This is a genomic window from Lentibacillus sp. CBA3610, assembly GCF_013373365.1.
Lineage (GTDB): Bacteria > Bacillota > Bacilli > Bacillales > Amphibacillaceae > Lentibacillus.
In genome coordinates this window covers 1,533,946-1,554,282 of the sequence record NZ_CP035925.1, presented here as the reverse complement: position 1 = coordinate 1,554,282, position 20,337 = coordinate 1,533,946, and the positions used below count along the sequence as shown (strand labels likewise).

Here is a 20,337-nt window from a genome sequence, read left to right as displayed (position 1 = left end):
AGGAGTGAAATCATGGCACTTGAAGAAAACGAACGGATTATTATCCCCGATGAAAATGGTGAAGAGCATCTTTTTGAAGTATTGTTCACGTTTGACGTTGACAAGACCGGTAATTCTTATGTAGCTGTTGTACCAGCTGAACAAAAGGAAGATGAAGAAGTCGAAGTATACGCTTTCCGCTATGAAGAGCAGGAAAAGAATGAGGATGATCTTTCGCTTTTTCCAATCGACTCGGATGAGGAATGGGAAATGGTCGAGGAAGTGCTTCATACATTGATCGACGAAGAAAACAACGAATGAAGAGGAATCGGTTGAAAATGAGCTGATATCCTGATGGGTATCAGCTTTTCCTTTGTTCTGTTTCTACAGCAATCCCCAAAGAACTGGAGAACCCGTAAATGTCATAATAGATTATTATCTTGTTTTTTAGTATAATATACCGGGTGAAGGGAGGAGACAAATGTCCAAAAAGAAAATGTCAGGGAGTTTTAAGGACAACTTTCTGAAGCGCAGCGATGATGCTGAAACGGTCCGAAAAATTGCTGCAGTGATTATCATTTCACTGGTTCTTATTTTGATTGTAGGCAGCATATCAGGTTTTTTGTATGTGCGATCCGCATTGCAACCTGTCGATCCTGACAGTAATGAGGATATTAATGTTGAAATTCCAATGGGTTCCTCTGCATCTGATATTGCATCAATCCTCGAAACGAATGGTATCGTAAAAGATAGTACGATCTTTCAATTCTATAGTAAATTTAGTAATAAAACTGATTTTCAAGCAGGTGACTATACCCTCTCTCCTTCGATGAGCGTTGATGAATTATTGGAGTCGCTCCAAAGCGGAAGAGTTACAGATGACCCAGTATATACCATTACGATACCTGAGGGATTAACAGTTGATCAGATAGCTGAAATATATGCGAATGAACTTCAATTCAGCAAAGACGAATTTCTTGACCAGGTAAATGATCCGGAGTATATTGAGACATTAATCAATGCGTATCCAAATATATTAACGGATGACATAGTAAATCCGGAGATCAGAACACCACTGGAAGGGTATTTGTTTGCCGCTACTTATCAATTTTACAGTGAGGATCCATCTGTCGAAACCGTCATTAACAGAATGCTTGAAAAATCTGCTGATGTCATCACACCTTATTTGGATGAAATTTCTGCACAGGATTTCTCAGTTCATGAAGCACTGACAATGGCCTCAATCGTTGAAAACGAAGCAAGCTCCGATGAACAGCGCCAAAGAATTGCTGGTTTGTTTTATAATCGGCTTGAGGAAGGAATGGCACTTCAAACGGACCCTACTGTATTGTATGCACTTGGGGAGCATAAGGATAGAGTCTTGTATGAAGACTTGGAAGTTGAATCACCGTACAATACGTATCATGTCAATACGCTTCCTGTTGGACCAATCTCTAATTTTGCTGAAACATCATTACAAGCAACCCTTAATCCGGAAGAATCGGATCACCTGTATTTCTTGCATGATGACGAAGGTAATATCCACTTCTCGGAGACAAATGAAGAACATAATGCGTTAAGAGAAAAGTATATTAATTAGGAAATGGAAATACGGCGTATGAACGGTACGCCGCATTTCCCATTTTTTAATGCTACCTTTTGAATAATTGAGCCGGATAATTCCGAAACAATTATGTTTTTTCGAATGCCCGTATAAAAGAGAGTGATCGAATGGATAAAATAACAGAATACTTAATGCAATCATTGCCAGCAAATGAAGCTCGGGTGACTGAACTGGAGCAAACTGCTGAAAAAGATGGTGTGCCCATCATGGATCCTTTAGGAATGAATTTCGTGATGCAATTAATTCGGTTGACAAATCCCGGGCGAATTTTGGAAATTGGTACAGCCATAGGTTATTCCGCGCTAAGGATGCTCGAGGCTAACCCGGATGCACAAATCGTCACGATTGAAAAAGATGAAGAGCGGTTTCAACAGGCTAAGCGGAATATCAAGGATGCCAGTAAAGAGGACCATATCGACATCGTATATGGGGATGCTATAGATTATTTGCAGCAAGTAAAGGACAGCACTTTTGACCTTGTATTAATTGATGCTGCTAAAGGAAAGTATCAGTGCTTTTTTGAACTTTCCGCACCACTTTTGACAAATGGCGGATTGATATTATCCGACAATGTTTTATTTAAGGGTTATGTAGCAGATAGTGAGAAACAACATCCAAACTACCAGGTTATTGCAGAAAAGATCCGCACATATAATGACTGGCTGATAAATCATCCCGATTTTACGACATCTATCGTACCCATTGGGGATGGAATTGCAATCAGTATAAAAGGCAGAGGAAAGGAGCTGTCGTATCATGCCTGAAAAACCAGTTGTTATCGGTGTTGCCGGCGGGAGTGGGAGTGGGAAGACATCTGTAACCCGCTCTATCTGCCAGCGCTTCCAGGATAAAACAATTCTTGTCATTGAGCAGGATTATTATTATAAAGACCAAAGTCATCTGCCGTATGAAGAAAGATTGAGTACCAATTATGATCATCCGTTGGCATTTGACAATGATTTATTGATCCGTCATGTTCATGATTTGATTAATCATAAGACAATTGAAAAACCTGTTTATGATTATAAGTTGCACACGAGATCAAATGAAGTTATTAATGTCGAGCCTAAAGAAGTGATCATACTGGAAGGTATATTAATACTTGAAGATCAGCGTTTGGTTGATTTAATGGATATTAGAGTATTTGTTGATACGGATGCAGATGTCCGTATTATTCGCAGGTTATCCAGAGACATTAAGGAACGGGGCAGAACATTGGATTCTGTCATTGACCAATATGAAAATAATGTCAGACCAATGCATTTGCAGTTTGTTGAACCGACAAAGCGCTATGCGGACATTATTATTCCGGAAGGCGGTCAAAACCATGTAGCTATTGATATCATGGCTACAAAAATCGAAAAAATTCTGGCCGGAGATCAGCAAAAATTAAAATGAAAAAGTATTGAAAAACTAAAATGAATCTGCCATAGTAGTTTTTAGTATTCATGACATTATCTGTGCAAGCAGCAATACCTGAAGATAAAAGGAGTGTATTAGTTAATGGCTACAGAGAAAAGTTTTTATATGACAGAAGAGGGGAAAGATAAGCTGGAAGAAGAACTGCAATATCTGAAAACGGATAGAAGGCAGGAAGTAGTGGAACGTATTAAGGTTGCACGCGGCTTTGGTGATCTATCTGAGAACTCCGAGTATGACGCGGCAAAGGATGAACAAGCATTTGTTGAGTCACGTATAGCCCAAGTGGAAAATATGATTCGCCATGCTGTTATCATTGAGAACGATAATGAAAACCCCGATATTGTTTCATTAGGAAGTTCTGTTACATTTAAAGAGCTTCCGGATGGAGATGAAGAGACATATACCATCGTGGGCAGTGCTGAAGCCGATCCATTTGAAGGTAAAATTTCAAATGATTCCCCGATGGCGAAAAGCCTGATTGGCCAGGAAAAGGGAACTGAAGTATCTGTATCAACACCCGGCGGGGATATTATGGTCAGAATAGAAAACGTCGAATAAACGTTAATGCAACGAATACAAAGGGAGCTATAGTGGAATATATAGCTTCTTTTTTATTTATGTATGTCACAAAAATTTAGTTGATTTTGATGTAGAGGGGAGACATATTTTTTCATATTAAAAATCAGCAAATTGTCATATAGTATCTTTTAAAAAATATGATACCATAATAGGTGATAGTATTTTGGCATGTATCTGACAGTAAAGCGCAGAAAAAGGGGACTTAACAGTATTCTTTATAAGGGGGTTAGCCTGTGCCGACTTCACGGTTTAATAAATTTGAAAAAAGACGAAAAAACACAAAGCTTCTATCACTATTTATTGTATTTGGAAGCATATTACTGATTATATTCTTATTTCTGCTTATTTTTGGCGGAGATGATGAAGCGGATAGCATAGATGATAATCAGATAGATGAATCAATGCAAGAGGAGGAAACTGATTCCAATTCGGAAGTGGGAGAACAGGGTGACGCGCTGGAAAATAATACTGACTCTGAAACAAACAGTTCTGAAGATGAGACAGGCTCCACAGAGGACCCCGAAGCAGAAGAAGACAATAACGGTGAAGTGGAAACGGAACAAGTTGAACCATCTGATGATAATGTCATTGAAGCCTATACAGGTGATTGGCTGCCGGTTGGCACGGAACAGTCTGAACCCCATACCATTAACTTTTCAGATGGTTCACAGGACAGACAGGAAATGCGGACAGCAGCAGCTGCTGCAACAGGACTTGATAGGGATAATCTGATCATGTGGTGGGCAGGACGTAACGGCGACCAAAAAGTCATTAATACCGTTTCCGATCCTGATGAAACCGAAATATACCGTGTTTATAATACGTGGGTTGCCAATGAAGGATGGCAGCCGACTAAAGTGGAAAGACTGAAGGAAAATGATCAAAACTAGCATTTTGAATAAATGAAGCGGCTAACGGAGGAAATAAACTATGACATTAGGAATTATCGGAGCAATGGATGAAGAAATAGCGTTATTACAGGAAAACATGACAAATATAGAGGAATCCAAGGTTGCAAATTGTATATTTTTGCAGGGGAATTTGCTGGGGTATGACGTTGTGTTGCTTAAATCCGGAATTGGAAAAGTGAATGCAGCGATGGCGACTGCTGTTTTGCATGAACGGTTCGGGCCGTCATCGATTATCAATACCGGATCAGCCGGTGGTTTTAAGGACGATTTAAATGTTGGCGATATTGTGATTTCAACACACGTTGTTCATCATGATGTTGATGTTACAGCGTTTGGCTATGCATATGGGCAAATTCCGGACATGCCGGCGATGTATGTGGCAAATACGGATTTAGTTGCTAAAGCCAAACAAGCTATTAAACAACTGGACGTTCATTTCAGTGAAGGAATTATTGCAACGGCTGATTCGTTTATGGAAGATCATGCAACAGTGGAAGCTGTCAGAACCAAATTCCCGACAATGATAGCTGCTGAGATGGAAGCTGCAGCCATCGCACAAGTATGTTATCAATATGGGACACCATTTGTCGTGATCCGTGCATTATCCGACATCGCCGGAAAACAATCATCGGTTTCATTTGATGAATTCCTGGAAACAGCAGCAGAGAATGCAGCAAATTTGATAATGGAATTCGTTAAGACATTTTAATTGAGTTATATATTTATCCATGATTTACCTTCCTTAGCTGATCATTTGATGTGTTATGATTTGATAACAGGGGGGGTATAATATGCAGCATCATGAAAATGAATTGAAATTAAAGCTCAAAGATTATCACCGCTTTTCAGTAACTTTATTAATATTAGCTTCTTATTTATATATGGGTGCCATTATCAATACGTATATTCATTATTCGCCGGATGGCAGTGGACTAACCATCTTGTCATTTGCAGCAGTCACCATTGCAGGGTGGTTCAGTTTGCAGACACATCGTTTAAAAATTAAACTGCAGAAATAAAGCGCGAGTGAGGAAATCCCGCGCTTTTATTCCTTCCTGTATTCTTTTCGGTAATATTCATGGAAAACTTTCATAAGAGCCCGCTTTTCGATTCGTGATACATAACTTCTCGATATATCAAGCGTTTTGGCAATTTCCCGTTGAGTCATTTCTTTATAGTTATTTAATCCATAACGGTACACAATCACTTCTCTTTCCCTGCTATCGAGAATGGCCAAATAATCATTCATCTTTTCGATTTCCATATTCAATTGAATGTATTCAATGATATTCTGGTTTTCAGCTTCCAGGATATCAATCAGGCTGATTTCATTTCCTTCTTTATCCTGACCAATGGGATCATGGAGAGATACGTCCTTTTTTACTTTTTTCAGTGCACGCAAATGCATTAAGATTTCATTTTCAATACACCGGGCTGCGTATGTCGCCAGCTTTGTTCCCTTATCTGAAGAATAGCTCTCAATTCCTTTAATTAATCCGATAGTTCCAATTGAAATAAGATCCTCCATATCTTCACCAGTATTCTCGAATTTCTTTACGATATGTGCGACCAGCCGTAAATTATGTTCAATCAGTTTGTTTCGGGCCTCTTCATCACCTTCCTGCATTTGTTTGATATATTTCGTTTCTTCTTCAGAGGTTAAAGGTTGTGGAAATGCGTGGTTTTTAACATAGGAGACAAAAAAAAGCGCTTCTTTGATCAGCAGGGCCAGAAAACTTAAAATGCCTGACAAATACATCCACCTCCTTAAATTGGCGACCGGGCTAAACGCCTATATATTAACTGTATGAAGAAGGTGATCATTTTGTGTCTGTCCGATGGATATTTAACCATTTAAATTGGACGTTCGGTGAATCCTGCATAACATCCGCATAAAAAAAGCGACCCATCCGGAGTCACTTCTGATACTGCTTCTGTTTTTGAATCGTTTTATTGAATTTAACCTTCTTGTCTTTTGCAACCGGTTTGATCCCGGCCTGATGGGCTGCTTTCGAAATCATATGAGCTGCAACAGGCGCCGTTAATAATACAAATACAATCGCCAATAACAATTGTCCACTGAGAGTCTTATGCTCAACATGCATAAATAGACAAACACCAATCAACAACCCCGAAATGCCGAGTGTAGCAGCTTTTGTTGTTGCATGAAGTCTTGCATATACATCGGAAAACCGGATGACACCTATGGAGCTCGATACCAGGAAAAACGTTCCCGATAATAACAAAAAAGCAATTAAGATGTTTAACATAATCTCAATCAAATTTTCAATCAATCGTAACACCCTCCAAATATTTTGCTCCCCATAGTGTTGCCATAAATATAAAGATTCCAATCAAAAGAGTAGCATTGTTTAAATGGGTTGTTGGGATTAATATCGCTATTAACGCGGTTATTCCCATCATATTTATGCCAATTGCATGAAGGGCTGCTAAACGATCAGCATGGGTCGGTCCCGTGATGATCCGGTAAACCATCAAAACAAGTGAAACAACAATGGCAGCCAAACAAATGATTGTTACGATTTCTATAAAACTTTCAGTCATGGTTAGTAATGCGTTCACCGTGTCACCTCCATGATCGCTTGTTCAAACGAACTTTTGATAGTATCAATTGTTTCACCGATGCTATCAATGTCCATTGCATGAATATACAAATGAGAATGATCACGAGCTACAGCGACGGATAATGTTCTGGGAGTAAGGGAAATCAGATGAACGAGCATCACGATTTCCAAGTCGCTTTTCAACGTCGTCGGCAAAGCAAAAATGCCCGGTTCAAATTCCGGTTTTTTCATATATATGAGCTTGATCATATCAATGTTTGATGTTATTAATGCCCTGAAAAACATTCCGATGAGTGTGGCAACTTTAAACAGCCGCTTTAAATAAAACGTATCCGATATAAAGCGACTGAGTAGAAGGAGGGAAAGAATACCAAGTATGTATCCCATTATAAAACCGGGTAACGTATAGCTTTCAGTGAAAAACATCCATCCGATTGCAATGATTAGGTTTATCACAATTTGGAATGTCATAAAGAATCGATCATCCTTTCATTACTGCGTTTTAAACGAAAGCGTCAATTTGATTTGAGTTGATTATAAAAGTACAATCCTTTACAACAGGATGGACATTCATGCATAAATACATACTATGTTAATTTTGACTATCAAAAAAACATGCAGTTAAACGGTCATCGTTAACTGCATGCGCCCCATTCTGTCTATCAGGAGATAATGATCTTTATGAAGATATTTATTTGTTATTAAGCAGAGGCAACATATGCGTTCCGTCCGAAAAATCGTCATGTTTCTTTTTGCTGCTTCTTTTCTTTCTTTTTATGTGTCTCCTGTAAATCATCACGAATGCTTTTATCATAAAGGGGGACATCAGTCCTGTGCGCGGAACGGCTAACCATTAGAGAAGACAATGGCGCTGTCAGGAAAACAAAGAGAATCGCAAGCAGTAACTTGGCATTAAATTCTCCAGTAAAAAGAAAGAATAAAAAAGTTGCCAATATAAGAAAGATGACCCCAAATGTTGAACTTTTTCCCGCGGCATGAGCTCGGTTGTAGACATCCGGCAGGCGAATGAGCCCTAGAGCTCCCAGCAAACTGAAAAAAGCTCCAATAAGCAGGAAAATACTGACAATAACTTCAGTTACGCTCAAAGATAGTCCCCCTTTCGATAAATTTGGATACTGCCACAGTACTTACAAATGAAAGTATACTGAGGACCAGAATGACGTCAGAATAAGCAATGGTATCCTGAAGAATCATAATGACCCCCGTAAACCCGATCAAATTAATCCCAAATGCATCAAGAGCCAATACTCGATCAGGAATGGACGGGCCGATTAACGTTCGAATAAAACAAATAATTAAAGATATTGACATTGTGATCAACGCAATATATTGAATGAATTGGAACATTATTTTGTCGCCTCCATTATCGTTTGCTCAAAATTCTTCTGAATATTCCTGATCACTTCTTCCTTATCTCCAGCATTAACGGCATGAATGTAGATGATTTCGTTGTCATCGGAAAAATCCATGGAAATGGTCCCGGGTGTTAAGGAAATAAGGCAAGCCAGCAAAGTAATTTGCCATTCGGTTTCAAGTTTTGTCGGCATGGCGATAATGCCTGGTTTAAGGTTGCTTTTAGGTCCAAGAACTATTTTCATCATATCAATGTTTGCTAATGACAATTCCTTTATAAAGAGTATTATCAGCTTGAAAATCGACCAGACACGTTTCATGTAAAAGTCAAAGGCTAAAAATCGGCGCAGGAAAAGCAGAAGTAATATGCCAATACCATACCCGACTATAAAGCTTGAAGCAGTGTAGCTATTTTGCAAAAACATCCATATAATCGCGATTGTAATATTGATTAAGATTTGAAAAGCCATCATTCATTACCCCTTAAGACAGATTCGATATAAATCGACGGATCCATGATTTGTTGTGCTGCATCCATGGAATACTGGAAAATCGGTTCAGCTGCCAGTCCCAAAATAATGGTTAAAGCAACAAGGGGTACGGTTGGCAAAAGCATTTTCCCGGCCGGAATTTTGGCTTGTTCCTCCGTATGTTTTTGTTCTCCCCAGAATGTATATTGAAAAATCTTTACCATGGAGAATAACGTCAAAAATCCGACAAGCAGCGCAACGCCTGCAATGATATGCTGATCCTCTTCAAAACCGGAAACAATAATCGGGAATTTGCTGAAAAACCCGCTGAGCGGAGGAATACCAGCCAAAGAGAGTGCAGTAATGAAGAACATCCAGGCAAGGTAAGGATGTGTTTTCAGCACGCCGCCCATCTGTTTGATATCAGTTGTTCCTGTAATGCGCTCAGTTGCTCCCGCAAACAGAAACAAAGCAGATTTAACAATAATATGGTGGACGATATAATAGATAGCCCCTGCAACAGCAATCGGCGTGTAGATCCCCAAGCCCATAACCATATAGCCTACCTGGCTTATAATATGATAGGAAAGGATACGCTTAAAATCGAATTGCGACACAGCTCCGAGGACACCAAAAAGCATGGTAAATCCGGCTAAAACCGTAATGATCCCTTTATGTGTAAATGCTACATCATGATTAAAAACCAATGTAAACATTCGTATAATCGCGTAGATTCCAACCTTTGTCAGCAGTCCCCCGAATAGTGCAGCAATGGGAGCAGGCGGGCCATAATAGGAACGCGGCAGCCAGAAATACAAAGGAAACAAGGCTCCTTTAACAGCAAAGACAATTAGTAAAAACACGGCTACAACGGTCACAATACCGGTTTGTTCCAATTCGGCCACGCGTTCTCCCAAGTGGGCCATATTGACTGTTCCTGTGATTGAGTATAAATAAGCAATGGCTATTAAAAACAGTGCTGACGAGAACATATTAATAATCACGTACTTAAATGATTCGCGAAGCTGATATTTCGTTCCACCCATTACAATCAGAACGTACGAAGCAATCAACATGACTTCGAAAAACACAAATAAGTTGAACAAATCACCTGTCAAAAATGCGCCGTTCACCCCTGTCAGCAGAAAGAAATAGAAAGGGTAGAAAAACGTTTTTTCACGCTCTTTGGAAATGGTCTGGAAAGCAAAAAATAAACAAGCTGCACCCACAATACTTGATAATATAAGCATAATGGTAGCAAAAATGTCAGCAACCATAACAATGCCAAAAGGTGCCGGCCAATTTCCGACTTCTAAAACAACAACACTTTCCTGGTAAACATAATAGGCTAAGTAAATGGATAAGATCAGCATGCCAATAGCACTGAAACCACTGATTACACGCTGAGTTCTCCGTTTTTTATAAAATAAGATTAAAATCGCTCCGGTAATAAAAGGAAGTAGAACCGGAAGTAAAACTAAATTACTCATCAGCAGATCCCCTTAATTCTTCTAAATCATCTGTCTGGTGCACCTTATAAATTCGATAGGATAATACAAGGATAAATGATGTAACACCGAAAGCAATCACAATGGCTGTTAAAACCATAGCTTGTACAAGCGGATCTGTATAAGCATCGGCATCAAGGCTTAACAGCGGTGATACACCCCTTTGCAGACCAGCCATCGTTATGATCAAAAGATGTGCTCCGTGTGAAAGCAGCAATGTACCAAATACAACTCGAAGCAGACTTCTGGATAATAGCAAATAGGTAGAAACCGTAAAAAGAACACCAATCATGACAGATATTAAAATCTCCATTATTAATCATCCTCCGCAATCGATAAAAAGATTGTTATGGCTGCTCCCACTACCACCAAATAGACACCAATATCAAACGGAATAGCGGTTGTCAGCTCTGCCTCACCGAAAACAGGTAAATAGAAGTAATCAAAAAATTGTGTCAGAAATGGATACCCCAGAAGCATGGTTGCAATACCGGTTCCAACGGCAAGTAAAAGCCCGATTCCAATAACAGTAATAAAATTAATCGGCAATGATTGTTTTACTGACTTTATATCAAATGACAGATAGAGAAGTGCAATGCCACTTGCTGTCATAAGTCCGCCAATAAACCCTCCGCCGGGCTGGTTATGTCCGGCGAAAAGCAAATAAATGGAAAACGATAAAACGATGAACACCAAAATTCGTGTTAGTGTTTGCAGCATAACCTCGTTGCTCTTTATTGGTTTCATACATCTTCACTCCCTTTAAGGCGGAGTTTTATTAAGGTATAGACGCCCAGTGCCGCAATGGCAAGTACCAGAATCTCAAGCATTGTATCCAATCCGCGAAAATCAACCAGAATCACGTTAACCATATTATAACCGCCCGCTAACTCTTTGGAATTCTCGATAAAGTACTCAGCTATGGAATCGTAGTTCACATCGCTTCCAAATGCAAAGGAACTTAATGCGATCATCGTAAAGATCCCGCCAACACCTATCGATACGATAAGGTTCACAAGCTTAAACCGGGGGCGTGATTTCTCTTTTTTCAGCTTTGGCAAACGCTGGAAAACGAGCATAAATAATATAATCGTAACTGTTTCGACGAGCAGCTGCGTCAGAGCCAAATCCGGTGCCCTAAATTGCACAAAGAACAGTGACAGTAAGAATCCAATGACGCTGATGACAATCACAGCTGTAAGACGGTTATTGATAAACGGAACAGCAATTGTCGCCGCAGTAAAAGCAAGAACAAGCAGCCACATGTATGGTGTGACTTCTGATACATGTGCTGTATCAATGGCAAACGCATCATAACGAATCATCGAATAGCCAAGCAACATCACAATAAATATAGCCATGTAGGCGATATAATCCCTCAAGAGTCCGGTCATCTGAATCCTTGTTACGGTCTGTGAACCTTTTACCAGACCGTCATACCAATTATCATAAACCTGATTTAATGGATCACGTTCCTTTAAGTAAAATGATGTTTGCGACCACTTATTCATTAACATGTATAACCCCAGCCCAAATACAATCACACCAATCGTCATCCATAATGCCGGGCTGGACCAGCCATGCCAGTGTGATATTTTGACATCAAAACCCTGAGTATGCGGCATAATGGCTGCCATTGCAGGCTCAATGATGGAAGAAGAGAGTATATTCGGGAATAAACCGAAAATAATAACCAATGAACCGAGAATGACAGGGCTGATAAGCATTCCCCACGGTGCTTCATGCACATGGGCATCGTAATTCTCGGGTTTGAATTTTCCGGTAAAGGCTTTAGCAAACATGATAATGCAATAAAGGAATGTCAAAACACTGGCAACAAATGCGAAAACAGGGAATAAAACGCCCCATGTTTCAAGATTGAAAAAGTCAAATGATACGACATTCACTGTTGCCTGTAAGAAAAGTTCTTTACTCAGAAAACCGTTAAAAGGCGGCAAACCAGCCATTGAGGCCAAGCCGACGAGTGATACCGTAGCAGTGATCGGCATGATGGTCATCAAGCCGCCCAGTTTTCGAATATCCCTGGTGCCCGTCTCGTGGTCCACAATCCCGGCAGTCATAAATAAACTGCCTTTAAACGTGGCGTGGTTTACCAAATGGAATACCGCTGCCAGAACAGCTGTTGTATATAAGGAGTCTTCCATTCCATCGCTGTAATAGAAGGCAGCCGATCCCAGCCCCAGCAACGTCATGATGAGACCAAGCTGGCTGATTGTGGAAAAAGCCAATAGGGATTTTAAATCCTTTTGTCTCACTGCAGAAATCGACCCCCAGAACAAGGTGACAGTACCGGCGATGGAAATAATCCAAAACCACTCAGCAGAACCGCCAAATACAGGGGTCAATCGTGCGACTAAGTAAATACCTGCCTTAACCATTGTTGCCGAATGAAGATATGCACTGACCGGTGTCGGTGCTTCCATGGCATCCGGAAGCCAGATGTGGAATGGAAATTGGGCCGATTTTGTAAAGGCGCCGAGCAGAACAAGCAGCATTGCAGGCAAAAACAGGCTGCTTTCAGCTATCATATCTGCATTTGCAATCAGTTCACGAATACTGAAGGTACCGCTGATAACATATAGCAGGGAAAATCCCCCAAGCATGGAAAGACCGCCAAAAACTGTAATCAGCATGGATTTTACGGCACCATCAATTGATTTTTTACGGTAGAACCAGTAGCTGATTAACAGTGAAGAGGCAATACTTGTAACTTCCCAGAATACGTAGATAACAATGATGTTGTCAGATAAGACAATACCCAGCATTGCACCCATGAACATCATTAAATAAACATAGAAATTATTCAGTTTTTCAGTTCCTTTTGACAAATAATATATCGAGTAAAGCACGACTAATGTGCCAATACCGGTGATTAATAAGGCGAATAGCAGACTTAAACCATCCACGTAAAGATTGAAATTAATTCCGAGTGAAGGAACCCAGTTTAAGGTCTGATTGACTGACCCGCCTGATGATGTTACCGGCAGAAAGGATAGAAAATAAATAAATAAAACAAGTGGGACTATGAGCACAAACCATCCTGTATGTATTCGTTTTATATATTTATAAAGCATTGGAATCAGCAGGGCAAATAAAAAGGGAGATAATGTCGCCCAGTGTAAAATCGTCAAGTGGAATACCTCCTATAAAACTGTAAATGAAAATTATCACGGTTATATGTGCAATCAATTTGTTATTATAACGTATTTTAGAGCGGTTTGCATGTAAGAAATCTCCGGTAACGCTATTATTATTCTGCTTATTAAATAGGAAGAAATACGGTGAATTGATTAAAAATTTTTATGTCAAAAAGCGGGGGATTATAATATAATTGGAGTAATTACAATGTTGCCTGAATAAAAAAAGAAGGTACTCGAACGGATTAATCTCCTGTACGGGCACCACCTTTCCGGTTAGAGTTAACCATGTATTCCAAATTTAATTTTATGCCATAAATCTCTGCGTTTAATTTCCTTTTCAATCAATAAGAGAAAATCAGGGCTTAAATTTAATTCATTTGCTTTATGATAGGATTCCACCAGCAACTCGTCAGATAAATACTTCATGAATATAGCCCTCCCAACTATTTGAACTTCAAGGTTTGTATCACGTTGATTGGTAATAATTTATCACGAAATAGATAAGAGAACAAGATAATAACTATCTACAGGCGGTTGTAGATAACTTGTGTATAAATGGGAAAAACAGGCGAAAAATGTTGATGTTTCGCTGTGGATTTTGTGTATAAAGTTATCCACAAATCGAATAATGAAAGAAAATGTCGAACGTTTCCTGGTATAATACCTGTTACTTGACGGCTGTTTTCATATGGAATATCTTTTCTATGATGGAAAGTTATTATAAGATGAACTTATAGTATTGATTGTTATTTATATCAATATGAAAAAAGCCTGATAGAATAAACTTAATAATGGAGTAAGAGGTGTAAAGTTGCTGAATTACTTGTTGCCAAACGAACATGTGAATAGCATTTTTGATATTCATCCGGAATCGTTAAAAGCGAAAAAAATTAAAGGGATAATAACTGACTTGGATAACACTTTAGTTGCCTGGGATGTTGCCGATGCAACTCCGGAAGTTATTGAATGGTTCAAACGGATGAAAGAACATAACATTAAAGTGACGATTATATCGAATAATAAAATGGAGCGGGTAAAGATTTTTTCCGAGCCACTCGATACGCCATTTGTCTTCAGTGCCAGAAAACCATTGAGATACGCATTTAAACGGGTTGCAAAAAAAATGGAGTTGACTAAAGACGAAATTGTTGTCATAGGGGACCAGGTCTTAACAGATGTACTTGGCGGCAATCTTGCAGGTTTTTATACAATACTTGTTGTTCCTATTGTCGAGACCGATGGAAAAGTTACTCAGTTTAACCGGAAAATTGAACGGCGAGTATTAAGTTATATGCGTAAGAAGGGTAAGATAACCTGGGAGGAATGAGAATGGAAGAACTAATTTGTCAAGGCTGTGGTGTTTCTATCCAAACGACTGATCCGGATAGAGCCGGATATACACCAAAAGCAGCAGCAGAAAAAGAAACGGTTTTATGTCAGCGCTGTTTTCGTCTTAAACATTATAATGACATACAGGATGTTTCCATGACGGATGATGATTTTTTGAAGATGATCAGTCAAATTCGGGATCAAGAGGGTCTTGTGGTTCACTTAGTTGATATTTTTGATGTAGATGGGACTATGATTGAAAGCCTGCCTCGTATCGTCGGCAATAAAAAGGTTATTTTGGCAGCGAATAAAATGGATTTATTGCCAAAGTCGACAAACCACAATAAATTGACCAAATGGCTTCGAACAGCTGCAAAAGAGGCAGGTATATCCGTTGAGGCCGTTTATCTGATTTCATCCGTAAAAGGCCATGGAATGTCTGGTCTGACTGAGGCAATTGAAGAATACCGAAACGGGAAAGACGTTTATATCGTGGGAATGACAAATGTCGGAAAATCCACGTTCATTAATAAATTAATCCAAAAGACAACCGGAACGAAGGATGCGATCACAACTTCCTATTTTCCCGGCACGACCTTAGGTTTTATTGAAATTCCGCTTGATGATGATACGGCGCTAATTGATACACCCGGCATCGTTAACCGAAAGCAGATGGCACATTATGTTTCGGATCACGATTTGAAACTCATTACCCCAAAAAAAGAAATCAAGCCAAGGGTTTATCAGCTGAATAACCAGCAAACCCTTTATTTTGGCGGGCTTGCACGTCTTGATTTCGTTAAAGGGGAAAGGCAATCGTTTGTTTGTTATTTTTCGAATGAGTTGGCCATTCACCGGACCAAATTGAAAAACGCGGATAATCTGTTAAACGAACATCGAGGCGGGCTTTTGTCGCCACCAGGCCACGACACGCTTGAAAAAATACCAGAACTTACAGAGCGTACATTCCGATTGCAGCATGAAAAAACCGACATTGTCTTTCCCGGGCTCGGATGGGTGACAGTGCCCGAGGGTGGTATTACGGTTAAAGCACATAGCCCGAAAGGTGTACAGGTGTCATTAAGAAAATCCTTTATCTAGGGGGGAGAGGATGCAATTGCAGTATAAATTAGGTTTGATCGGTTTCCCTGTTAAGCACTCACTGTCACCATGGATTCACCGGCATTTTCTAAATAAGGCTGAACTATCAGGGGAATATTTAACATTGGAGATAGACCCGAAAGATTCGTTTGAAAAAGCACTTCAGGATATCATGGACAGTCAGTTCGATGGGTTTAATGTGACTGTCCCTTATAAAAAACAAATCATACCTTTTCTTGATGAATTAGATGCTGCAGCTCAAGAAATTGGGGCCGTTAATACAGTTGTACAGCAAAATGGGAAATGGATCGGTTACAATACAGATGGTATAGGCTATGTTACGAGTTTGCGACACCATCATCCATCTATTTTTAAGAATAATCATTGTAACATACTAATCATTGGAGCCGGTGGTGCAGCACGGGGTATATTCAAAAGTTTGTCCATAACAGGTTTCACACGAATTGATATTGCCAACCGGACACAATCGAGTGCAGAATCGATTGCTGTATCAGGTGACTCGGAAATGAATACGTCAATTTTGTCATTGGAAGAAGCCGAAGCAAAACTTAATCATTATGATTTGATTATCCAAACGACGAATGTCGGGATGAAACCGAATGTTAACGATACGATCCTTTCATTGGAACAAATCGATAACACCAGTATTGTCAGTGATATTGTTTATCAACCGATTAAAACACAATTTTTACATGATGCTGATCAAAGTGGTGCAGCGATTCATTACGGGCATACGATGCTTTTGTATCAAGCCCGGTATGCATTTGAAATTTGGACGGGCAAAAAGGTGCCGGCTGATGATATGGAGCAGCCATTACAATCTATATTGGAAGGAAGATAATAATGCTAACAGGAAAACAAAAACGCTATTTACGTTCCGAAGCCCATCATTTAAAGCCGATTTTTCAGGTGGGCAAAACAGGGGTTAATGATAATATGATTCAGCAAATTAATGAAGCCCTTGAGAAGAGAGAATTGCTTAAAGTCAGTATCCTGCAGAATTGTATGGAAGATAAACACACGGTTTCTGAGCAGCTTTCGGCCGGAACCGGCGCGGAAGTTGTTCAGATTATCGGCCATATGATTGTATTGTATAAAGCGTCTGAAGAGAATAAACGTATTCAGCTTCCTTAAAGCGAGGAAAAAAGGAGACTGCGATGAAACATATTGGTATATTAGGCGGTACATTCGACCCCCCTCATATCGGTCACTTAATGATTGCTGAAGAAGTTCGTGAGTCCATGGACCTGGATGAAGTATGGTTTATGCCGTCTCATGAACCCCCGCACAAACAAAAGGCAGTAGCCGAGACATTAGATCGCGTTGAAATGGCAGAGAGAGCAGTTGCCGGAAATCCCCATTTCAAAGTTGAAACGATAGAAGTGAATCGTTTAGGGAAATCATATACATTTGATACAATGAAGCTGTTAAAGAAAGAGCATCCTGATGCCGTTTTTTATTTTATAATCGGTGCTGATATGGTCGAGTACCTGCCACGCTGGCATCATATTGCTGAACTTGTCAATATGGTCAGGTTTATAGGGGTTAAGCGAAAAGGATATGATTTAAAAAGTGAGTATCAAGTTACCGAAGTTGATGCTCCGCTCATTGAAATTTCTTCAACTGAGATAAAACGAAGGCTTGCACATAATCGTTCGATTATATATATGGTGCCTGAGAAAGTTGAGAATTACTTGAAGGAGAAGCAATTATATGAAGACAGATGAAGCAATCAGTATTGTGAAGCCACATCTTAAACAGGAAAGATTTGACCATACACTCAGAGTGGCTGAAACAGCTGAAGAACTTGCAGGAATATATGATGAAGACGTTGAAAAAGTGAGGTTGGCAGCGATTTTGCATGATTATGCCAAGTACTTTCCGCTCGATAAAATGAAACAGATTATTGAAGAAAGTGAACTTCCGAATGACCTGATTGATTACCATCACGAATTATGGCATGGTCCGGCGGCATCTGTCATCATCAAGCAGGAACATGGTGTGACAGATCCGGACATACGAAACGCCATACGCTATCATACAACAGGCAGGGCTGGCATGAGTAAAATGGAGACTATTCTATTTGTCGCGGATTATATTGAGCCGGGAAGATCTTTCCCCGGTGTAGAAGAAGTAAGAAGTACGGCAAAAACGGACTTAAACCGCGCCGCTTGGATGGCTCTCAGGAATACGATTCAATTTCTTGTCGGAAAACATGTGACCGTCTATCCGGACACGTTTCACGCATATAATGATTTAACATTACGAATAAATGGAGGTAATAACATTCATGGACAATAAAGAAATCATTCAAGTAATTGCACGCGCATGTGATGATAAACGAGCAGAAGATATTGTTGCTTTGAATATGCAGGATGTTTCGCTAATGGCTGATTATTTTCTTATTTGTCATGGGGGTAATGAGCGGCAGGTGCAGGCGATTGCAAGGGCAATTAAGGAGTCGATGGATGAAACGGATATTCAAGTGAAGCGCATGGAAGGCTTTGAACAGGCACGCTGGATTTTAGTTGATTTGGATGATATCGTCTGTCATGTGTTTCATAAAGACGAACGCCATTATTACAATCTGGAACGGTTATGGGGCGATGCATCCAAAGTCGAACTCCATCTTACCGATAGCAGGTAGTTAAAATGGCTTATCAGCAAATGGCACATTATTATGATCAGCTCATGCAGGATGCCCCTTACGATAAATGGCGCTTCTTTACCGAGACGATGATTCAACAGTTCGGGAAATCGGTTGTTTCAATAGCCGATTTAGGCTGCGGAACAGGTCAAATTACAACACGGCTGGCCCGGTCAGGTTATCAGATGATTGGTGTGGACTATTCCAGTGATATGCTCAGCATTGCAGAACAGCGTGCAAGCAATGAAAAAATCCCGGTTCAATGGCTGCAGCAAAATCTCCTTGACTTGACCGGTATTGAAAACCAGGATATGGCGATCAGTTACTGTGATGTCATAAATTATATAACGGAAGAAGATGCGCTGCGTACTGTGTTTGCCAATACAGCCAATATATTAAAACCTGGTGGTATATTCATTTTCGATGTCCATTCACTCTATCACGCCAGGAATAATATGGTGAACCAGACGTTTGCTGAAGTCTATGATGATATTTCTTACATATGGTTTTGTGTTGAGGGCGACCGACAAGGGGAGATGTATCATGATTTAACATTTTTCGTTGCGGATGATAACAAATATTCCCGTTTTGATGAGTTGCACCATCAATGCACATTTCCCATCGAATTTTATAAACGGTTACTAAATGAAAACGGATTTGACCTTCAGCATTTAGCCGGTGATTTTTCACCGCATCATTATATTAATGAAGATGCTGAACGGATTTTCATAACTGCTGTCAAACGATCGGAATAATTTTTTCCGATCTTTTATTTTTTGAGGGAGGATTTTGCCAAACGATGTCGAATAGTTATGGTATAGGCTTCAAATATGTAGACCTTTATCATTTGTACACCGGTTTTTTTCAATCGAAAAGAAAGTATGTAATTTAAATAAAATCAGCTCTCGCCGTTTTCACCCAATCCGGCCTCTTACTTCTGGCTTCTGGAAAGACGAGGCAGCAGCTATGTTTTTCTTACCCCTGATTTCCCCAAAGGATGTGACCCCAAATTGTTTGAACCATTCAAGAAATATTTATTTCCGATTGTGATTGCTATCGTGATTGCCGCTTTTTTATTTCTTAACCATGATGATGCAGATGAAAATGTTTCCCAAATAAATCAGAATCAGGAAGAGCAACCTGATTCATTGAATGAGAAAGAGCAGGCACCGGCCATCGTGATGGTGGATGTGAAAGGGGAAGTAGCGACACCGGGTGTATATGAAATCGAGTCTGAATCACGTGTTAATGATGTCATTCAAATGGCTGGCGGTTTCACAGAGGATGCAGACCAATCCATGGTTAATCTGGCTCAAAAAGTTCAAGATGAAATGATTATTATGATTCCGAAAATGGGTGAGCAGGTTTCCGGTTCTTCACCCGGTGGCAACGGGGATGACAAAGTGAGGATTAACTATGCAACACAGGAAGAAATTGAACAATTGAACGGAATCGGCCCGTCCAAAGCAGCAGCTATCATTCAATACCGTGATGAAAATGGGATTTTCGAAACCGAGGAAGATTTACTGGATGTGTCGGGCATTGGCGAAAAAACCCTTGATTCATTAAAGGAGGATATACAAGTCCCTTAATCAAATTGACGAATTTTATAAGCCGCATGTAAAC

The 20,337-nt window shown here is 39.9% G+C and carries 29 protein-coding genes; 17 read left to right on the top strand and 12 right to left on the bottom strand.

Features of this window, described 5'->3' with window-relative positions; genetic code table 11:
• Window positions 1-12: 12 nt before the first annotated feature.
• The 8 genes from Len3610_RS07940 (at window position 13) to Len3610_RS07905 (ending at window position 5,534) form a co-directional block, all read left to right on the top strand.
• The gene (locus Len3610_RS07940; RefSeq protein WP_176447472.1) at window positions 13-300 is read left to right on the top strand and encodes a DUF1292 domain-containing protein; all 288 of its coding nucleotides are present in this window, start codon (window positions 13-15) and stop codon (window positions 298-300) included.
• Between the two features lie 160 nt (window positions 301-460).
• Window positions 461-1,579, top strand: a complete 1,119-nt coding sequence (mltG, locus tag Len3610_RS07935; protein WP_176447471.1) for an endolytic transglycosylase MltG — start codon at window positions 461-463, stop codon at window positions 1,577-1,579.
• A 131-nt stretch (window positions 1,580-1,710) separates the two neighbouring features.
• Window positions 1,711-2,367, top strand: a complete 657-nt coding sequence (locus Len3610_RS07930) for an O-methyltransferase (protein WP_176447470.1) — start codon at window positions 1,711-1,713, stop codon at window positions 2,365-2,367.
• On the top strand, window positions 2,360-3,001 hold the full coding sequence (udk, locus tag Len3610_RS07925) for a uridine kinase (protein ID WP_176447469.1): 642 nt from the start codon (window positions 2,360-2,362) through the stop codon (window positions 2,999-3,001). The genes Len3610_RS07930 and udk overlap by 8 nt, the downstream gene beginning before the upstream one ends.
• Window positions 3,002-3,106: 105 nt before the next feature.
• Window positions 3,107-3,583: a transcription elongation factor GreA gene (gene greA, locus Len3610_RS07920; protein WP_176447468.1), complete on the top strand. Its 477-nt coding sequence runs from the start codon at window positions 3,107-3,109 to the stop codon at window positions 3,581-3,583.
• A gap of 254 nt (window positions 3,584-3,837) precedes the next feature.
• Entirely contained in the window at window positions 3,838-4,494 is a 657-nt protein-coding gene (locus Len3610_RS07915) for a YrrS family protein (RefSeq protein WP_176447467.1), read from the top strand.
• 40 nt (window positions 4,495-4,534) lie between these two features.
• Window positions 4,535-5,224, top strand: coding sequence for a 5'-methylthioadenosine/S-adenosylhomocysteine nucleosidase (gene mtnN / locus Len3610_RS07910; RefSeq protein WP_176447466.1), 690 nt, complete (start codon window positions 4,535-4,537; stop codon window positions 5,222-5,224).
• Window positions 5,225-5,306: 82 nt separating this feature from the next.
• The gene (locus Len3610_RS07905; RefSeq protein WP_176447465.1) at window positions 5,307-5,534 is read left to right on the top strand and encodes a YrhC family protein; all 228 of its coding nucleotides are present in this window, start codon (window positions 5,307-5,309) and stop codon (window positions 5,532-5,534) included.
• Window positions 5,535-5,560: 26 nt separating this feature from the next.
• Here the strand turns inward: Len3610_RS07905 and sigK are convergent, their stop codons facing one another.
• The 12 genes from sigK to Len3610_RS07845 all read right to left on the bottom strand — a co-directional run bounded on the left by sigK (window position 5,561) and on the right by Len3610_RS07845 (window position 14,039).
• Window positions 5,561-6,268, bottom strand: coding sequence for an RNA polymerase sporulation sigma factor SigK (sigK, locus tag Len3610_RS07900; protein ID WP_176447464.1), 708 nt, complete (start codon window positions 6,266-6,268; stop codon window positions 5,561-5,563).
• A gap of 163 nt (window positions 6,269-6,431) precedes the next feature.
• Window positions 6,432-6,818: a monovalent cation/H(+) antiporter subunit G gene (mnhG, locus tag Len3610_RS07895; protein WP_369693657.1), complete on the bottom strand. Its 387-nt coding sequence runs from the start codon at window positions 6,816-6,818 to the stop codon at window positions 6,432-6,434.
• A complete protein-coding gene (locus tag Len3610_RS07890; protein ID WP_255259837.1) occupies window positions 6,802-7,098 on the bottom strand; it encodes a monovalent cation/H+ antiporter complex subunit F in 297 nt (98 codons plus the stop codon). Before Len3610_RS07890 ends, mnhG (Len3610_RS07895) begins: the two co-directional genes overlap by 17 nt.
• Window positions 7,095-7,571 carry a Na+/H+ antiporter subunit E gene (locus tag Len3610_RS07885; protein WP_176447463.1) on the bottom strand — a complete coding sequence of 159 codons (477 nt, stop codon included), beginning with the start codon at window positions 7,569-7,571 and terminating at the stop codon, window positions 7,095-7,097. The genes Len3610_RS07890 and Len3610_RS07885 overlap by 4 nt, the downstream gene beginning before the upstream one ends.
• Before the next feature lie 269 nt (window positions 7,572-7,840).
• Window positions 7,841-8,206: a monovalent cation/H(+) antiporter subunit G gene (mnhG, locus tag Len3610_RS07880; RefSeq protein WP_176447462.1), complete on the bottom strand. Its 366-nt coding sequence runs from the start codon at window positions 8,204-8,206 to the stop codon at window positions 7,841-7,843.
• Window positions 8,193-8,468, bottom strand: a complete 276-nt coding sequence (locus tag Len3610_RS07875; protein WP_176447461.1) for a Na(+)/H(+) antiporter subunit F1 — start codon at window positions 8,466-8,468, stop codon at window positions 8,193-8,195. The genes mnhG (Len3610_RS07880) and Len3610_RS07875 overlap by 14 nt, the downstream gene beginning before the upstream one ends.
• Window positions 8,468-8,944 carry a Na+/H+ antiporter subunit E gene (locus Len3610_RS07870; protein WP_176449589.1) on the bottom strand — a complete coding sequence of 159 codons (477 nt, stop codon included), beginning with the start codon at window positions 8,942-8,944 and terminating at the stop codon, window positions 8,468-8,470. The genes Len3610_RS07875 and Len3610_RS07870 overlap by 1 nt, the downstream gene beginning before the upstream one ends.
• Entirely contained in the window at window positions 8,944-10,434 is a 1,491-nt protein-coding gene (locus tag Len3610_RS07865) for a Na+/H+ antiporter subunit D (protein WP_176447460.1), read from the bottom strand. Before Len3610_RS07865 ends, Len3610_RS07870 begins: the two co-directional genes overlap by 1 nt.
• Complete coding sequence (locus tag Len3610_RS07860; protein WP_176447459.1) at window positions 10,427-10,765, bottom strand: Na(+)/H(+) antiporter subunit C; 339 nt, start codon at window positions 10,763-10,765, stop codon at window positions 10,427-10,429. Before Len3610_RS07860 ends, Len3610_RS07865 begins: the two co-directional genes overlap by 8 nt.
• 2 nt (window positions 10,766-10,767) lie before the next feature.
• A complete protein-coding gene (locus Len3610_RS07855) occupies window positions 10,768-11,199 on the bottom strand; it encodes a Na(+)/H(+) antiporter subunit B (protein ID WP_176447458.1) in 432 nt (143 codons plus the stop codon).
• Window positions 11,196-13,604 (bottom strand): Na+/H+ antiporter subunit A, encoded by a 2,409-nt coding sequence (locus Len3610_RS07850; protein ID WP_176447457.1) that lies wholly within the window; start codon window positions 13,602-13,604, stop codon window positions 11,196-11,198. Before Len3610_RS07850 ends, Len3610_RS07855 begins: the two co-directional genes overlap by 4 nt.
• Window positions 13,605-13,892: 288 nt before the next feature.
• Window positions 13,893-14,039 (bottom strand): sporulation histidine kinase inhibitor Sda, encoded by a 147-nt coding sequence (locus Len3610_RS07845; RefSeq protein WP_176447456.1) that lies wholly within the window; start codon window positions 14,037-14,039, stop codon window positions 13,893-13,895.
• A gap of 385 nt (window positions 14,040-14,424) precedes the next feature.
• Between Len3610_RS07845 and Len3610_RS07840 the strand changes: the two genes are divergently transcribed.
• The 9 genes from Len3610_RS07840 to Len3610_RS07800 all read left to right on the top strand — a co-directional run bounded on the left by Len3610_RS07840 (window position 14,425) and on the right by Len3610_RS07800 (window position 20,303).
• Entirely contained in the window at window positions 14,425-14,940 is a 516-nt protein-coding gene (locus tag Len3610_RS07840; protein ID WP_176447455.1) for a YqeG family HAD IIIA-type phosphatase, read from the top strand.
• 2 nt (window positions 14,941-14,942) lie between these two features.
• A complete protein-coding gene (yqeH, locus tag Len3610_RS07835) occupies window positions 14,943-16,043 on the top strand; it encodes a ribosome biogenesis GTPase YqeH (protein WP_176447454.1) in 1,101 nt (366 codons plus the stop codon).
• A gap of 16 nt (window positions 16,044-16,059) precedes the next feature.
• Window positions 16,060-16,905 carry a shikimate dehydrogenase gene (gene aroE / locus Len3610_RS07830; RefSeq protein WP_176449588.1) on the top strand — a complete coding sequence of 282 codons (846 nt, stop codon included), beginning with the start codon at window positions 16,060-16,062 and terminating at the stop codon, window positions 16,903-16,905.
• Window positions 16,906-16,907: 2 nt separating this feature from the next.
• The gene (yhbY, locus tag Len3610_RS07825) at window positions 16,908-17,198 is read left to right on the top strand and encodes a ribosome assembly RNA-binding protein YhbY (RefSeq protein ID WP_176447453.1); all 291 of its coding nucleotides are present in this window, start codon (window positions 16,908-16,910) and stop codon (window positions 17,196-17,198) included.
• A 23-nt stretch (window positions 17,199-17,221) separates the two neighbouring features.
• Window positions 17,222-17,791 carry a nicotinate-nucleotide adenylyltransferase gene (locus Len3610_RS07820; protein ID WP_176447452.1) on the top strand — a complete coding sequence of 190 codons (570 nt, stop codon included), beginning with the start codon at window positions 17,222-17,224 and terminating at the stop codon, window positions 17,789-17,791.
• Window positions 17,778-18,365, top strand: a complete 588-nt coding sequence (gene yqeK / locus Len3610_RS07815; protein WP_176447451.1) for a bis(5'-nucleosyl)-tetraphosphatase (symmetrical) YqeK — start codon at window positions 17,778-17,780, stop codon at window positions 18,363-18,365. Before Len3610_RS07820 ends, yqeK begins: the two co-directional genes overlap by 14 nt.
• On the top strand, window positions 18,355-18,711 hold the full coding sequence (gene rsfS / locus Len3610_RS07810; protein WP_176447450.1) for a ribosome silencing factor: 357 nt from the start codon (window positions 18,355-18,357) through the stop codon (window positions 18,709-18,711). Before yqeK ends, rsfS begins: the two co-directional genes overlap by 11 nt.
• Window positions 18,712-18,716: 5 nt before the next feature.
• Window positions 18,717-19,466 carry a class I SAM-dependent DNA methyltransferase gene (locus Len3610_RS07805; RefSeq protein ID WP_176447449.1) on the top strand — a complete coding sequence of 250 codons (750 nt, stop codon included), beginning with the start codon at window positions 18,717-18,719 and terminating at the stop codon, window positions 19,464-19,466.
• Between the two features lie 255 nt (window positions 19,467-19,721).
• Window positions 19,722-20,303: a helix-hairpin-helix domain-containing protein gene (locus Len3610_RS07800; RefSeq protein WP_176447448.1), complete on the top strand. Its 582-nt coding sequence runs from the start codon at window positions 19,722-19,724 to the stop codon at window positions 20,301-20,303.
• The last annotated feature ends 34 nt before the right edge of the window (window positions 20,304-20,337 follow it).